The sequence below is a fragment of the Flavivirga algicola genome (genome assembly GCF_012910715.1).
Classification (GTDB): Bacteria; Bacteroidota; Bacteroidia; order Flavobacteriales; family Flavobacteriaceae; genus Flavivirga; species Flavivirga algicola.
Window position 1 is genome coordinate 1 of record NZ_JABBHF010000003.1, and the last position, 15,570, is coordinate 15,570.

Here is a 15,570-nt window from a genome sequence, read left to right on the forward strand (position 1 = left end):
CCTTTAGATTTGTTTTTATTAAAGATTAAAAAAGGGATTTATAATTATGTTAAAAAGATGGGGTCTGGGGAAGACTCTTACCCTTTAAAATTGTTATTAATTTTAAGGGTAGTAAAAAGAACGGAGTGAACTTGCACGCCCGTTAGTAAACAAGAACTATCTCACGTATTAGTCTCCGTTCTTTAAAACTGGTTACAAAGGACCAAATAGAATCATAGCGTTTACCTATTAAAGGTTTTAGTCAATGTAACCATTAACTTAAAACATAAAATTATGAAAATTAAAGAAACGGTAGGGATCGACATTAGTAAATTGACTTTGGATGTAAGGATTCATAGTAGTCAGGCGTTCAACGTTTTTGAAAACACATTGAAAGGATATGGAAAAATGCTGAAATGGGTGAGAAAGAACACACGTTATTTAAACACGGAAACGATATTTGTTTTTGAACATACAGGACTGTATTCACATGGGTTGTCCGTGTTTTTGTCCGAAGACAATATTTCCTTTGCAGTGATCTCTGGACTGGAAATAAAAAAGTCTTTGGGAATAGTCCGAGGTAAGAACGATAAAATAGATGCCACTAAAATAGCCTTATATGCATATAGGCTCAGGGATGAAATTACTCTGTTTCAAATGCCTACTAATGCAATTAATAAATTAAAACGGCTACTATCACTTCGTGACCGAATGGTAAAGCACAGAGCAGGCTATAAAAATTCATTGGGAGAATACCAGAGGCTGTTTTGTAGAGTTGAAAACAGGATTTTCTTTCAATCCCATAAGAAATTGATCCGATATTTGTCAATTGAGATTAAAGCTATAGAAGGTCAAATGAAGAATATCATTGATAGTAGCTCTAAACTAAAAGAGCATTACAGACTGATAACCAGCATTAAAGGTATAGGTGCTCAAACTGCTTTGTTTTTAATCGTTCATACCAACGGTTTTACGAAGTTTAAGAATGCTCGGAAATTTGCTTCATATTGCGGAATAGCCCCATTTCCATATTCTTCAGGAAGTAGTATTCGAAAGAGGACAAGGATAAGCCACTATGCCAATAAAAAGATAAAGAGTTTGCTGGATATGTGTGCTAAAACAGCCATCCAACATAATATTGAAATGAAATTATATTATGAGCAGAAAGTCGAAGAAGGTAAAAATAGAAGGAGCACAATAAATGTGATAAGAAATAAATTATTGGCCAGAGTTTTTGCAGTAGTACAAAGAGGAACCCCTTATGTAGATATTAAAAAATATGCTGCTTGAAATAAACTAATAAATTTATCGGTAAAAATTTGTTTTAATCATAGAATACGTGAGCTAATTTACTTATCATCTCGCTGCAAAAAATTACCAGTTTTCTTTTCGAGATTCAAAGCAATTGCCTCAATATTTTCTATTTGAAGAATTGCAAATTTAATATTTCTAAATCAAATGTAGTAAAAATATTATTAGTGGGAAAATATACCCACATATATTTATTAAAAACTTATGAAATTGCTGTAAAATCACTAAGATGAGTAACGGAACTGATAAGAACAGTTTTAAAATATTATTTGGAAAAAACTTAAAAAGAATAAGGGAATCTAAAAATTTAAGTTTTAGACAACTAGCTACACGTTGCAATATCGATTATAGTGATATTAGTAAAATTGAAAAAGGTAAAAGGAATATTCAATTATCTTCTTTGCTGGAATTATCCAAAGGTTTGGGTATCCATCCCAAAGAATTGTTGGATTTTGATTTTGAACTGGATGAAAAAGGGTGAAGTTTTTTATAGAAAAGGCAAAAAAGGTTTGGTAAAGTACTTAACAGAAAGGCCTATGCTTTTAGTTTCTTAATCTATTATTTTGTTATTGATGAAATACAATGAGTACATATATGGCTATATAAAACATTTATGAGAAGAATCCCGTCTTTCAAAAAGAAAATTTGCAATTAACCACTATATGGAAGAAAAGTCTCTCAGGGATATAATTAAAGGTAAAAACTATCAAATTTCATTATCTACAATTTATAAAATTTGTGAATCCAGAGAGATAAAACTATCAGACTTTTTTATAGCCGTTGAGAAATGGGGCAAATCTACCAAGAGCTAAAGGATAGCTTTAAAAATACTCCTTTGTAACAAGCACGATACTTTTTTAACAACTACCAAACTGTTTTAAGAGCTACTCTTTAGGCCATTTTTTTGTGGTTTTTGGCCAAACAACTTAATTGTTTAAGCGAAAGCTTTAAAAGTAGGTGAGTTCTCTTTTTTTAGGCCTAAACTTATTATATTGCAAGTATTATGGAGATATGTATACTTGGTATACGCATTCTTTTGTTAATAGATTAACCCCAATAATGAACGAGATTAAAGATGTAAAAGAGTTTTTTGAAGATTTTGCCAAAACAGAAGCAGAAACAGAAATTCTTAAATGGAAACTGGAACTTAAAGATTATAACGCCAACATAGATAAGGCTAATTCGTTTTATCTTGCGCCACACATAAGTTTTATGCCTCGCGAGGAAAAAAGGAAGGTATGGGAAATAAAAAGGAAAGGCCTAGATTTTTTTAACACACCTAAAATTAGGCCCCCAAGAAAGCTTTTCAAAATAAGTGAACATGTCCATAAAGAGTTTGGTAGGTTTTGGGTTTGTTATGCAAGCTCGGCTAATAATTCGAACAGGGCCAGTAATTTTTTGTCTCAAATGCTTTTTGTAATTGAAAAGGATAACGAATTAAAAATTGCTTCAGAATCGCTTTGGTCTAATTATGAGAAAGATGGTTGGGGAGATGAAGCATATAAATGGCACCAAGTGTTTGGAAAAAAGCATTTGCATTACGATTTCCTGAATGAACCCATAAAGGTTATAAGATACGAAGAACCTGAAGATTATAAAATTGGGCTTCAGGTTTATCATGCCAATATTTAAGAAAATGAGCAGATAATTATTTTCTCAACAAAAACAGGAAACGGTTTAGCTATAAACACCTCAATTTATTTAATGAGTAATATAATTTGAATAATGAAAAAACCAGAACAAAAGCATAATTTGTACATATTGGTATGTATGATGTGCCTTTTTGTAGCATCTTGCTCAAGCCAAAAAACAGCAAGCACAGCAAAAAGTATCACAGAAGATATAGCAACAGGAAACGGAAAATATATTATTTCTGCCCTGGTAGTTTTTAAAGATTTTGTTTTAAAAAACGGCGAGACTACCAAACATAAAGACGCTTACCTGAGGCGTTCTAACCAGGATTATTATATAAAGTTTTGCAAGAGTAAAATTAGCCGCAAAGATTTAGAAAAACACCTCTCCAAAATAAATAAAGCCGTCAAGGTTGCCACGCTCGAGGTCGAGTTTCGCAATGGCCTTTGGGATGTTTGCGATGGTAATTTTGAGCAGCAAAGCCGAAAAGGAGCCTATGTTATTGTTCATAGAATTGTTGAGAAGTAATAAAGGTCTTTACCCAATCTAATATTAATAACAAATAAAAAGTCCCACCGAAGCAGGACTAAAGACTTTTCGTCTACGGCATATAGCCTTATTGTAATAAGATTAAAGATTAGGATGTTTAATCTGATGCAAATATAAGAAATGTATTATATTTGTTAAAAATCTTTAAGTAATTTAGAGAGTGTTTAGATAGTCACAAATGAAATGACTACTAATTTCTTTTCAACTGGGATATATTTTCCAGTCCTTTTAATCAAATTACCTCGTTTAAAATTAAACACCTTTAGACTCCTAAGGTGTTTTTTTTATCAAATTACAACTACTCAGCGCAGTATATTGTATAACATGCCACTTTGAGTTGTTACAAATATATAAAAAATACTCTACTCAGCGCATTATTTATTATATTTGTTGAAATAATAAAAATTTTAGGATTAAATTTTATTAAAACTGTGAAATAAAAAAGTCCCACCGAGGCAGGACTAAAGATTTTCATCTACGGCATATAAGCCTTTTTGTAATAAGATTAAAGATTAGAATAAAATTTTTACAAATGCAAATCTACTAAAGCAATTTTCATACAACGTACGGTTTTCCGTAAGAAAAATATTTATTGTTTTTTGTACTTTTAAAATTTAAAAAATACGTGGAATTATGGCAAAAGTTTTAGGACTGGATTTAGGAACTAATAGTATTGGTTGGGCGATAATTGACGACAGTCAAAATAAAATACTTGGTATTGGTAGTAGAATTTTTCCAATGGGTGTTGATAATTTAGGAGATGGCGACAATGAAATGTCCAAAAATGCAAGTAGAACAGGTGCCAGAGGCGTAAGAAGACAGTTTTTTAGAAGACGTTTAAGAAAGAAAAAATTGTTAAAGGCACTTTCTAACTATAATATGTGCCCGTTGCATGATCAAGATTTTGAGACATGGAAAAAAACCAAACAGTTTCCTTCTAAAAAGCTGGCACCATGGTTTGCTTTAAATCCGTATGATTTAAGACAAAAGGCATTGCATGAAAAATTGTCTTTAGAAGAAATAGGAAGAATCTTTTATCATTTAATCCAGCGCCGGGGGTTTTTAAGCAACAGCAGAAAAGGCGGTGCAGACGATGGCGCTATTTTTAAAGGTAATGCCAAGGAGGGAAAAACAGGGATTACAGAAACGGCAGCACGTATTAAAGAAAAAACACTGGGTTCGTACTTTTTTGAAATTTATCCAAAGGAGAACCAACCTTTTCAAAGTGGTTTAGAGCGTATAAGAAATAGGTATACGACGCGAAAAATGTACGTGGACGAATTCGAATTAATTTGGGCACGACAAGCGCCACATCATGATATTTTAAATGATGAACTGAAAACACTTTTTGGGGGCAGAAAATTAGATGGTTACAAAGAGGATGGTATTTTATTTCACCAACGCCCCCTACGTTCCCAAAAACATCTGGTAGGTTATTGCCCTTTCGAGCCGACAAAAACCAAATGCCCACTAAGTGCTATTGTTTTTGAGCAATTTAGAGTTTGGCAATGGGTAAATACAGTAGAGTGTAATGGTACTAAAATAAACCAGGAGGAAAAGCAGAAAATTGCACACTTCCTGTTTTCTATAGAGAAGCCTACCTTTAAAAGAATACGAAAAGTAATTGGCAAAGAAAATGCTGCATATAAGTTTAATTATAAAGACGACGATAAAATAGTTGGTACCCATACCATTTCCAATTTATCTCATAAAAAATACTTTGGTAAAAAATGGTTCGATCTCACGCAAAAAGAACAGGACGATATTTGGCATGTACTGTACTTTTTTGATAGTAAATCCAACCTAAAGGCCTATGCCATTAAAAATTGGGATTTTAACGAGGTACAGGCCGAAGCCATTTCTAAATTTAATGTAAAAGACGGTTATGCAAGTTTAAGCAGAAAAGCCATTTCTAATATTTTACCGTTTTTACAACAGGGTTATGCCTATGATGTGGCCGTTGCCATGGGAGGTATAAAAAATACTTTTGGCAGCAAATGGCAGAATGATTCTTTAGAAAACAATAAAAAACAGTTAGAATTAATTGATAATGTAGAGGACATTGTACATTCTAAAATAGAAGGTGGCTATATTGATGTTATAAAAAAACAACTAAAAAAAGACTTTGGTTTTAGCGATAAACAATTAAAGAAACTTTATCACCATTCGGCTACTATAAGTAAACAACAGCTGTTAAAAAAATTACCCTTGGGCAAAGAGGCCGATAAAGAGATTCAATCCATTAAAAACCCAATTGTAATAACGGCCCTGTTTGAGTTGAGAAAGCTGGTTAATGAGTTGATTGGTGATTATGGAGCGATTGACGAAATAAAAGTAGAGATGGCTCGCGATTTAAAATCGTCCAAGTCTAAACGCAACCAGATTAGAAGAAATCAAAAACGGCTAGAGCGCGAAAATGATAGAATTAAAAGCGAAGTAGAAAAGTATGCCCGTATAACACATGAAAATCTTTTAAAATTTAAACTCTGGGAAGAATGTAAAAAAACCTGCCCTTATACAGGAAAGGCCATATCTGTAATAGATTTGTTTTCTGGAGAAGTGCAAATAGAACATATTCACCCCTGGAGTAGGTCGTTAAACGACAGTTTTATAAATAAAACCCTGTGTTGGGCAGATGAAAATAGAAGAAAAGGAGATAAGACCCCGTTTGAGTTTTATGGCGGGGACGAGAGTAATTGGGCGGCCATTAAAGAACGTGCTTTAAAATTATTTTCAGACACGAAGGAATATCCAAATGCCTATCAAAAATTCAAAAGGTTTGTTCAACGAAATTTTGATGATGATTTTACCTCACGACAGCTAAACGACACCAGATATATTAGTAAAGAAGCCAAAAACTATCTTTCTAAAATATGCAACAAGGTTACAGTGTCGCCTGGGCAGCTAACGGCCAAACTACGCCAAAAGTGGGGCTTAAACCATGTTTTAAATACCGAAAATTCTAAATCTCGGGAAGACCATCGCCACCATGCCATTGATGCGTTAGTAATGGCTTGTACGAAAGCTTCTTATGTACAAGAGTTGTCTAAATGGAACAGGTACAACCGAAAACCCGAATTAAAAGATTTTCCAATGCCTTGGGGAACTTTTAGGTACGATGCTGAAAAAGTAGTTGATAATATTTTGGTGTCCCACAAATGTGTAAAAAATGATATTACTGTTAGAACACATATAACAGAAAAGAACGGAAAGAGATATAAAAATAAAGGTGTTGCCGCCAGAGGACAATTGCACAAGGAAACTGTTTTTGGAAAGCGTAATGCACCATTTAGCGATGAAGCCTTTCATGTGCGTAAACCAATCGACAGTTTAACCTCTGCCAAACATATAGATAAAGTTGTAGACAAAACGATTAGGTTACTAATATTAAAGCGCATCCAACAGCTAGGAGGTTTTGAAAAAGGAAAAATTCCGGTAAGTACCTTTTTTATTGTTGATAAGCATGGTGTGAAGCAGCCACAAATATTTTTACCAAATAGAAACGGCGATCCAGTACCTGTTTTAAAAATAAGAATGAAGGAAAACTTTAGCGGGGCAGAACAACTAAAAAACCATGTAAACAAATGGGTAAACCCCAGAAATAACCACCATGTCTTAATTTATAAAGACGAAGATGGCAACCTTAAAGAAGATGTGGTTACTTTTTGGACAGTTGTTGAAAGAAAAAAACAAGGGGCTTCAATTTATCAATTGCCCTTTGGAGGTAAAGAGATAGTAACTACTTTACATATCAATGATATGTTTTTATTGGGGCTGGACGAAGATGAAATTGATTGGGATAATCCAAACCATAAGGTTTTAAGAGAGCATTTGTACAGGGTACAGAAACTATCGTCAAAATTTTATGAATTCAGATTAAATAGCGAAGCGACAATACAAGAAAATTACTCTCCGTATTACATTAGAATACAAAGCCATGGAGAAGGGAAAACGGGTTGGTTGACGTTTAACCCTATAAAAGTTAAAGTTTTAGTTTCTGGAAAAATAAGGAAAATTTAAATTAATATTTAGTAATATTAAGTTCTTTTGACATAAAGATTAGGAAACACGATATTTTGGGAAGTATTTATGCAGTATCCAGCCGCGTTGTAGTTTGATTAAAGATTAGGAAACACGATATTGATGTGAACAACGATCTGCAAATAGATATGGTTGTAGTTTGATTAAAGATTAGGAAACACGATATTTACAATTTAAAAGCTTGAAACTTGTCCTTGTTGTAGTTTGATTAAAGATTAGGAAACACGATATTTCTTATAAATTCATTTGATATTGTTCTACCGTTGTAGTTTGATTAAAGATTAGGAAACACGATATTGGATTTATGTTTTACAGATAACAAAGACCTGTTGTAGTTTGATTAAAGATTAGGAAACACGATATTAAAGGCAGCCTAGCGCTGCCGTCACGTCGTGTTGTAGTTTGATTAAAGATTAGGAAACACGATATTAACGCCTCAGATGGTAAATTTCCATCTTTCGTTGTAGTTTGATTAAAGATTAGGAAACACGATATTAAGCTCTTCCTTAGCGGATTGAGCCCTATAGTTGTAGTTTGATTAAAGATTAGGAAACACGATATTTAAAAGCCTGCAAGGGAGCAGTATTGGCGGGTTGTAGTTTGATTAAAGATTAGGAAACACGATATTATTTACGCCCTCTTTTCCTAAAGCTCTACCGTTGTAGTTTGATTAAAGATTAGGAAACACGATATTAATCTATATCTTTGGGTCTAGTTCCTAGCGGTTGTAGTTTGATTAAAGATTAGGAAACACGATATTATAGGATTTTTCATTTAAAAAGCTAGGGAGGTTGTAGTTTGATTAAAGATTAGGAAACACGATATTCATACACCTGTGTATAAATCATATTGCACTGTTGTAGTTTGATTAAAGATTAGGAAACACGATATTTTTTTAGCGGGATGGTCTTTTAGATCTGCTGTTGTAGTTTGATTAAAGATTAGGAAACACGATATTTTTGTTAAAGTTGCTATTAAAAAAGAACAGGTTGTAGTTTGATTAAAGATTAGGAAACACGATATTAGTAAAATCAAGAACGCTTTCATTTAGCTGGTTGTAGTTTGATTAAAGATTAGGAAACACGATATTGCGAGGAAAGAAAACCCGAAAAACCGCCTCGTTGTAGTTTGATTAAAGATTAGGAAACACGATATTAATTAATAAGCCTAAGTAAATTTAAAAGAGTTGTAGTTTGATTAAAGATTAGGAAACACGATATTGCGGTTGCTTTTGACTCTATAGTTAAGCCTGTTGTAGTTTGATTAAAGATTAGGAAACACGATATTTCTGGGTCTGAAGGGTTGTTGGTCTTATCTGTTGTAGTTTGATTAAAGATTAGGAAACACGATATTGATTCTCCTGAGCAAAAAGTAACCGTTGTTGTTGTAGTTTGATTAAAGATTAGGAAACACGATATTAGCAGCTACGCCGCATGTTGTTTTTGATGGGTTGTAGTTTGATTAAAGATTAGGAAACACGATATTGGAAGACAAACCCACCCATCACTTAAACATGTTGTAGTTTGATTAAAGATTAGGAAACACGATATTTTTATCCCAGACCCGATAAAAGAGCGAACGGTTGTAGTTTGATTAAAGATTAGGAAACACGATATTAAGAACTCCTGCAGGCAACAATCTCTCACGGTTGTAGTTTGATTAAAGATTAGGAAACACGATATTGGTCGGCTCGGCAGACGTGGCAGAAGTCTGGTTGTAGTTTGATTAAAGATTAGGAAACACGATATTCATGAGACAATACTATTTGAAACATAAAATGTTGTAGTTTGATTAAAGATTAGGAAACACGATATTAGTTGGCTTGTTGCCTTCTGGTAATCATGTTGTTAAACAAAAATATCGTTTTAAAAAATGCTTCTTTTTTGTAGTAATAAGGCAAGATTGAGGCATTTTTTTTATTTTAAAAAAGTTCCAGTTGGGTTGGTGGCGGTTCTTTGGGGACTTCTATTTTGCCCCAAAAATTCATGATATTGCCAAATTGTTTATCGGTTATTCTAAGTACACTTACTTTACCTAAGGGAGGGAGCAGCCTTTTAATGCGTTTTTCGTGTACATCGGCACTTTCGCTACTGGCACAATGCCTTATGTATACAGAGTACTGCATCATGGTAAAACCGTCTTTAAGGATGTTTTTTCTAAAACCGGCAGCATTTTTTCTGTCTTTGGCAGTTTCTGTTGGTAAATCGAAAAATACAAATAACCACATAATCCTATAGCCATTTAGTTCCATAGTTTGGGATACTTGATCTTTTTTCTTTTTCCACAATAGCATTGTTGTAACGAGCTGGCCGTTTTTTGGAGGGCTACCATTAACGGGCTTTTTTCTTCTTTAAAATAAACGGTTCTTGTTAGGGTTTCTAGCAGTATCGATTTTATTTCTGTATTTAATTCTTGCTCGTCGTAATGCTGTATTATGGTAAAAACGGCTTCGTCTATAATAGGCCTAAAGGGTTCCATAATATCGTCTGCCAATGCAAATGCATTGTACTTGCTTTTGTGGTGAATACCCAAAGTGTTTAACAGGCCACTGCCCGATAAAGCCCTGGCCGTGGCAGCCCTTAAAATGGCATACCCATAGTTTAAGAAGTTGTTGGGGTAGTTGCCAAAACGTTCCCTTTTAAAATCTATTTCAAAAAAAGATTTCCAGTAAAAATTAGCTGCTACGGCTTCCATATTGGTAGTGTCGCCACTTAATACCTTGCTGGCCAAAAAATCGAATGTATTGCTTTTTTTGGTCACTCTTTTTAATAAGATGCCTTGGTTTTTAATCTTTTCAACAATGGTTTGCTGCCATAGTTGCTTTTTTAACGGAAGGCTAGCTTCTACTTGTTGCTTAAATATCTCCTGTTGGATATGATGGCTGTTTAAATTTAAAAACATGCCATTGGGCAAGTGTGTTTTATTACAGATAATTACCGATGCATTATTTGCAATAAGTAGGTTTAAAGTGGTGATGCTTATGTATATTTCTGGGTTATCGATTACTACAAACCCAATATCTTCTATAGGTATGGTCGTGTTTCTTGTTTCAGATTTAACAACCAATTGCGCATGTTTCGTTGTGATAGCACATTTATTGGCAAATAGTAAAGTCTTTTTTATCATTGTTAATTGGAATTATTAATCACACACAAATTAACTTGATTAAAAGGCGGTTAATGGTTTTAAACTAAAACGACATTTAATGTTTAGACTCATTGGGCTGGTGGCTTTTTAACTATTGCCACCCAATAATTTTTTTAATTTCTTGGGCGCCTTTTAATTCTGGATTGACTTTTAAGGCATTGTCAATATCTTTTACGACTTCTTTAAATATATAATCTGGGTTTGGTTGCTTTTTAATTAAGCTAATCGCATTTATATACGTTTCTGTAGCCATATCTTCCTGCCCAATAATAAGCTGGGCAAGCCCCTTGTTCGCGTTTACCCAGCCCAATTTATATGCTGCATTTGCTTTGTCGCAATATGCAATGCATTTTAGGTAATTGCCATTTTCAAATTGAGCCCACCCAAGATTGCCGTATAGTTCTGCTTTTTCCTGTTCTTGAGATTTTGTTTCTATTATGACTTTTTCGGTTATGGCTACGACTTCAATAGATATATTAATACCATCTAACGAGCTGGGGTTCTTTAGTCCCAGATACCAGGTATTGGTTTTAACATCGTTAATTTGAACGACTGCTTGCTTGGTGTTTTCTACAGTGCCTTCCATTATATGATAAAAAGTACTTCCTTTTCGGTCTGCTTTATCATAAAAAAGATCAATATTTTCACGATCACATAAGTACACGTCTATAGAGCCTGAACCTGAAGGTACTTTAATTGAAGACAAGGCAGTTGATGTTATTGCGCCCGAACCCGAAAATAAACTAGAAACCTGTAATGCTAAGTTGAGGTTTTTAACGCCGCTTTTTCCTTTTGATGTAGAAAAACTATAATACCACTGTACCGTATTTGGTGGCAGATCAATTTTTAAATAAGTTCTGGATTTGCCTCCAAAATTAGAGCGCATACCACCATTTAAATAAATACTTCTTGGTTCTATTATTTGATGGGATTCTCTTTTTACTTCTTGAGTAAACCCAGAATAAACCAGTAAAAATAGCATTAGGGTTGAAAATTTTTTCATCTGGAATAGTCTTGAAATTTATGATACGTTGTATAATATGATTGTAATGTAAACATATTGAATATCAATAGGGTACGGAAATCCGTAAATGCTAATAGTTAGGCAATAAACCCTTTACGTCTTATTATATGACAAAAATGTTTTGTTAAAAAGGATTGTTTTATCTATTATAAAGAAGAACGCTGCCATTAGAAATACGATAAATCTATTCGTATTAATTTTTACCGTAGTTTTGAATTTCATATAGAACACCAACAATGAATCTATTCGATATTTTATTCTATAATATATTCTCACGTTACAAACCCAAGTACAAACAAAGGGCCAATAGCATTGCCATTGTTTATGTAACGTTTTTACAAGTTGCCCTGCTATTGCTTTTGGGTGTTTTCTTTGCTGGGTTTTTTAAACAGATGCATATGGTTACCATGTCGTCTGCCAAAGCATGGACCTTATTTGTTTTGGTCTCGGTATTTTTATATTTTAAAAATTGGATGCAATACACGGGTAAAAAACGGATGACGATTCATGCAAAAATGAATAAAAAGAAAGTAGAGCATTATAACATTTGGTTACTCTGGTTTTTGCCTGTTGCTGTTTTAGGATTGGCCTATGTTTTGTATCAGGCGGTTTAGTTATTACGCACTAACCCTCCTAATTTCGATGGTATCGAAATTGCCCTCCCTTTGTTTAAAGGAGGAACCCGTTTCAATTATATTTTAGTAAAAATGGGATTTTTAATGCTTTTTTATTCATGTTTGGTTTTTTAAACACGCAGGTATTTAATATGAGTTAGAATGTTTCAGATTTAACTACAAATCAGTCTTTTTTCTTTGTTCTGGCAGCAAAGCGATCCAGGTTCTTTTAAAAAATAAGATGAAAATCATTTCTTAAAAATAGCATACACTGGAAAATGGTCGCTATAGCCTCCTTTGTATTTCTTGCCTACATAGGTTCTAAATGGCGAGCCTTTATACCGCCCTTTATAGAGTTTTAAAAAATCTTCGTCGAATATATTGGCGGTGCTAAACTCAAATTGATCGCTTGTACTTTTAAAAAAGTTTGTTGAAAACAGAATTTGATCGAATAAGTTCCATTGTCTGTTGTGCTTGGTTGTGCCCCGGTTATAAGATCGCAAAGTTTCCATGGGGTTGTACAAATTGAAATCTTCTACCAGTCGTTTAATACTATGGCTGGAAGGATCGTCGTTAAAATCGCCAATAACAATAATTTTTGCTTCGGGGTCTTCGTCTCGTAACATGGTGGTAATCTCTCCAACTTTATCAGACGAGGCAATGCGTTTGTGTTCGCTTTCTTTTTCGCCTTCACGTCTGGACGACCAGTGGTTTACTATCACATGAACCTCTTCGCCATCAAGCAAACCGGAAACCAATAAGATGTCTCGCGTATAATCTGGAGATCCGTCTTCATCGAACAGTTGGATGGTAAAGGTCTCAGAAGTGCTCACTTTAAAGGCAGTCGTGTCGTATAACAAGGCCACATCGATGCCGCGTTCGTCCAAAGAGTCGTAGTGCACATAGTCGTAATGACAATCTTTTAAATGTTCTGTTGTAATTAGGTCTTCAATAACAGAAGCATTTTCAACCTCTGCCAATCCAACAATAGCAGCATGTTTACCTGTTTCGTGACGCCCTATGTGCGAAATGGCAAAACCTAACTTTTTAAGTTTGTTCTCATAACGTTTGGGGGTCCAATTTTTAACCGAATTAGGGAGAAAGTCATTGTCGTTAGTATGCTTGTCGTCTGTAATATCGAATAGGTTTTCGAGATTATAAAATGCTACGGTTTGCAAATCGTGGCGCACGGGGATATCATCGTAAAGGTCTGTCATAAATCAAAAATAGGCTTAAAAATATAAAAATAATAATACCTGTAAATGTTTAACTTTGCAACATGATAGAAAAGAAAGAAATCGCTTTAGAAAAAGCTGTTTTAATAGGTATTGTTACTAAAGATCAGGATGAGGTAAAATCTAAAGAATATCTAGATGAGCTGGAGTTCTTAACTTTTACTGCCGGAGGGTATGCTGTAAAGCGCTTTACCCAAAAAATGGAGATGCCAAACCCTAAAACATTTATTGGGAGTGGCAAGATGGAAGATGTGCGCCAATTTATAGAGGAAAACGATGTTGGCACGGCTATTTTTGATGATGAGCTGTCTGCTGCTCAGGAGCGTAATATTAGTAAAATACTTAATGTTAAGGTGTTGGATAGAACCAATTTAATCCTCGATATTTTTGCGCAACGTGCGCAAACCAGTTACGCCCGAACCCAAGTGGAGTTGGCGCAGTGCGAATATTTGCTGCCACGATTAAGGGGTATGTGGACACACCTTGAGCGCCAAAAAGGGGGGATAGGCATGCGTGGTCCCGGGGAAACCGAAATAGAAACAGATAGGCGTATTGTGCGCGATAAAATTGCTTTGCTAAAGGCTCGTATAAAAACCATTGACAAGCAAATGGCGGTACAACGCGGTAATCGTGGTAAAATGGTACGTGTGGCATTGGTTGGCTATACCAATGTAGGTAAATCGACCTTAATGAATGTGGTTAGTAAAAGTGCTGTTTTTGCCGAAAACAAACTGTTTGCTACATTAGACACGACGGTTAGAAAAGTTGTGATTCAAAACCTGCCATTTTTATTAAGTGATACGGTAGGGTTTATAAGAAAGTTGCCTACTCAATTGGTAGACAGTTTTAAAAGTACTTTAGATGAGGTAAGAGAAGCCGATTTGTTATTGCATGTAGTTGATATCTCGCATCCTAATTTTGAAGAACATATTGAATCTGTTAATAAAATTTTAGGCGAAATAAAAAGTAGCGATAAGCCTACCATTATGGTATTTAATAAAATAGATGCCTACGAAGCAGAGCCTATAGAGGAAGACGACCTGGAAACCGAACGCACAAAAAAACACTATTCTCTAGAAGAATGGAAAAGTACCTGGATGAGCAAAGTAGGTAATAATGCCTTGTTTATTTCTGCAATTAATAAAAGTAATTTAGAGGACTTTAAAAAACGGGTTTACGATGAAGTACGAGACATTCATATAACACGTTTCCCCTACAATCATTTTTTGTATCCAGATTACAATTACGAGGATATGGATACTTGATTTGTGTTTGAAATATTATTATCTATCGCTCTAAGTTCGGTTTGGATTTCTCTTTTTACTTCTTTAAGAATTGTTAAACAGTCACTAACGAGTAGCACAGTAGTTTCTAAATTTTGTTCGTTTTTAAAGTTAGATTCCAATTGAAGTATGTTCGATTTTAATTTTGAAACCCCAAACATGTTTATGTTCGGCTTTATTTTATGCGTGGCTTGAAACAGGGACTCCCATTTTTTGGCAGGTACTTGAGATGTTAGTGCCTCTGCATATTCATCTATAATTTCAAGAAATAGCTCCATTATTTCCATCATAATGGAAGCATCATCAAAAGTATTTTCTCTTAATAGCTCCAAATTTATATATCGATAATTAGATTCAATCATGATTTTTCAGACTTTATTATTTCGATTTTTCTTTCGCTTTGATCAGAAACGTACGAATTTTTAATAAATGAAACAAGAAAAGTAGGATAAAACACTGTTTGTCTATCGAATATGTAGGAAAATAATTAAAGAAGCTTTGGGGTTTCTCTTTTTAGTTAGTTTTTGTAAGTAAGATTTTATTGTATTTTTTAATAAAAGAAGTACCGTTTTTAAAATGTCTAAGACAAAAAAATGAGGGTGTCTAAAAAGTCTTTGTAATTTGATTTGTCAGGTTGAGCACTTCGACTACGCTCAGCATTCAACCTGTCGAAACCAACATTGAGTATCAGTATTTTAAAAATATTTCGACAAGCTCAATATGACATTGAACATACTTTTTAGACACCCTTATCT

At 34.1% G+C, this 15,570-nt stretch carries 13 protein-coding genes and 1 CRISPR repeat array; of the genes, 8 read left to right on the forward strand and 5 right to left on the reverse strand.

Features of this window, described 5'->3' with window-relative positions; translation table 11 throughout:
• Window positions 1–273: 273 nt before the first annotated feature.
• The 6 genes from HHX25_RS05305 (at window position 274) to cas9 (ending at window position 7,491) form a co-directional block, all read left to right on the forward strand.
• Window positions 274–1,269 carry an IS110 family RNA-guided transposase gene (locus tag HHX25_RS05305; RefSeq protein WP_169670953.1) on the forward strand — a complete coding sequence of 332 codons (996 nt, stop codon included), beginning with the start codon at window positions 274–276 and terminating at the stop codon, window positions 1,267–1,269.
• Window positions 1,270–1,519: 250 nt separating this feature from the next.
• Window positions 1,520–1,771, forward strand: a complete 252-nt coding sequence (locus HHX25_RS05310) for a helix-turn-helix domain-containing protein (protein ID WP_169670955.1) — start codon at window positions 1,520–1,522, stop codon at window positions 1,769–1,771.
• A 181-nt stretch (window positions 1,772–1,952) separates the two neighbouring features.
• Window positions 1,953–2,102, forward strand: a complete 150-nt coding sequence (locus HHX25_RS21535; protein WP_394352856.1) for a hypothetical protein — start codon at window positions 1,953–1,955, stop codon at window positions 2,100–2,102.
• Between the two features lie 247 nt (window positions 2,103–2,349).
• Entirely contained in the window at window positions 2,350–2,922 is a 573-nt protein-coding gene (locus tag HHX25_RS05315; RefSeq protein ID WP_169670957.1) for a hypothetical protein, read from the forward strand.
• 93 nt (window positions 2,923–3,015) lie between these two features.
• On the forward strand, window positions 3,016–3,450 hold the full coding sequence (locus HHX25_RS05320) for a hypothetical protein (RefSeq protein ID WP_169670959.1): 435 nt from the start codon (window positions 3,016–3,018) through the stop codon (window positions 3,448–3,450).
• Between the two features lie 654 nt (window positions 3,451–4,104).
• Window positions 4,105–7,491 carry a type II CRISPR RNA-guided endonuclease Cas9 gene (gene cas9, locus HHX25_RS05325; RefSeq protein WP_169670962.1) on the forward strand — a complete coding sequence of 1,129 codons (3,387 nt, stop codon included), beginning with the start codon at window positions 4,105–4,107 and terminating at the stop codon, window positions 7,489–7,491.
• Window positions 7,492–7,577: 86 nt separating this feature from the next.
• A CRISPR array of direct repeats spans window positions 7,578–9,327; the repeat unit is 36 nt; unit sequence GTTGTAGTTTGATTAAAGATTAGGAAACACGATATT.
• A 106-nt stretch (window positions 9,328–9,433) separates the two neighbouring features.
• Here cas9 and cas2 read toward each other — a convergent pair.
• From cas2 to HHX25_RS05340, 3 genes are all read right to left on the reverse strand, one after another.
• Entirely contained in the window at window positions 9,434–9,763 is a 330-nt protein-coding gene (gene cas2 / locus HHX25_RS05330; RefSeq protein ID WP_169670964.1) for a CRISPR-associated endonuclease Cas2, read from the reverse strand.
• Window positions 9,754–10,638 carry a type II CRISPR-associated endonuclease Cas1 gene (cas1, locus tag HHX25_RS05335; protein ID WP_169670967.1) on the reverse strand — a complete coding sequence of 295 codons (885 nt, stop codon included), beginning with the start codon at window positions 10,636–10,638 and terminating at the stop codon, window positions 9,754–9,756. The genes cas2 and cas1 overlap by 10 nt, the downstream gene beginning before the upstream one ends.
• 112 nt (window positions 10,639–10,750) lie before the next feature.
• Window positions 10,751–11,662, reverse strand: a complete 912-nt coding sequence (locus HHX25_RS05340) for a tetratricopeptide repeat protein (protein ID WP_169670969.1) — start codon at window positions 11,660–11,662, stop codon at window positions 10,751–10,753.
• 257 nt (window positions 11,663–11,919) lie between these two features.
• Between HHX25_RS05340 and HHX25_RS05345 the strand changes: the two genes are divergently transcribed.
• Window positions 11,920–12,297, forward strand: a complete 378-nt coding sequence (locus HHX25_RS05345; RefSeq protein WP_169670971.1) for a hypothetical protein — start codon at window positions 11,920–11,922, stop codon at window positions 12,295–12,297.
• 248 nt (window positions 12,298–12,545) lie between these two features.
• Here HHX25_RS05345 and HHX25_RS05350 read toward each other — a convergent pair whose 3' ends face one another.
• Window positions 12,546–13,514 (reverse strand): endonuclease/exonuclease/phosphatase family protein, encoded by a 969-nt coding sequence (locus tag HHX25_RS05350; RefSeq protein WP_169670973.1) that lies wholly within the window; start codon window positions 13,512–13,514, stop codon window positions 12,546–12,548.
• 62 nt (window positions 13,515–13,576) lie between these two features.
• Between HHX25_RS05350 and hflX the strand changes: the two genes are divergently transcribed.
• Window positions 13,577–14,797: a GTPase HflX gene (hflX, locus tag HHX25_RS05355; RefSeq protein ID WP_169670975.1), complete on the forward strand. Its 1,221-nt coding sequence runs from the start codon at window positions 13,577–13,579 to the stop codon at window positions 14,795–14,797.
• Here the strand turns inward: hflX and HHX25_RS05360 are convergent.
• Window positions 14,776–15,177, reverse strand: a complete 402-nt coding sequence (locus HHX25_RS05360; RefSeq protein ID WP_169670977.1) for an Hpt domain-containing protein — start codon at window positions 15,175–15,177, stop codon at window positions 14,776–14,778. The genes hflX and HHX25_RS05360 overlap by 22 nt on opposite strands.
• Window positions 15,178–15,570: the final 393 nt, after the last annotated feature.

Bases quoted from the DNA above. Each gene is read 5' to 3' on its own strand.
- HHX25_RS05320 (WP_169670959.1), top strand. From the start codon at position 3,016: ATGAAAAAACCAGAACAAAAGCATAATTTGTACATATTGGTATGTATG.
- HHX25_RS05315 (WP_169670957.1), top strand. From the start codon at position 2,350: ATGAACGAGATTAAAGATGTAAAAGAGTTTTTTGAAGATTTTGCCAAA.
- HHX25_RS21535 (WP_394352856.1), top strand. From the start codon at position 1,953: ATGGAAGAAAAGTCTCTCAGGGATATAATTAAAGGTAAAAACTATCAA.
- HHX25_RS05360 (WP_169670977.1), bottom strand. From the start codon at position 15,177: ATGATTGAATCTAATTATCGATATATAAATTTGGAGCTATTAAGAGAA.
- cas1 (WP_169670967.1), bottom strand. From the start codon at position 10,638: ATGATAAAAAAGACTTTACTATTTGCCAATAAATGTGCTATCACAACG.
- cas2 (WP_169670964.1), bottom strand. From the start codon at position 9,763: ATGGAACTAAATGGCTATAGGATTATGTGGTTATTTGTATTTTTCGAT.
- HHX25_RS05350 (WP_169670973.1), bottom strand. From the start codon at position 13,514: ATGACAGACCTTTACGATGATATCCCCGTGCGCCACGATTTGCAAACC.
- HHX25_RS05310 (WP_169670955.1), top strand. From the start codon at position 1,520: ATGAGTAACGGAACTGATAAGAACAGTTTTAAAATATTATTTGGAAAA.
- cas9 (WP_169670962.1), top strand. From the start codon at position 4,105: ATGGCAAAAGTTTTAGGACTGGATTTAGGAACTAATAGTATTGGTTGG.
- HHX25_RS05345 (WP_169670971.1), top strand. From the start codon at position 11,920: ATGAATCTATTCGATATTTTATTCTATAATATATTCTCACGTTACAAA.
- hflX (WP_169670975.1), top strand. From the start codon at position 13,577: ATGATAGAAAAGAAAGAAATCGCTTTAGAAAAAGCTGTTTTAATAGGT.
- HHX25_RS05340 (WP_169670969.1), bottom strand. From the start codon at position 11,662: ATGAAAAAATTTTCAACCCTAATGCTATTTTTACTGGTTTATTCTGGG.
- HHX25_RS05305 (WP_169670953.1), top strand. From the start codon at position 274: ATGAAAATTAAAGAAACGGTAGGGATCGACATTAGTAAATTGACTTTG.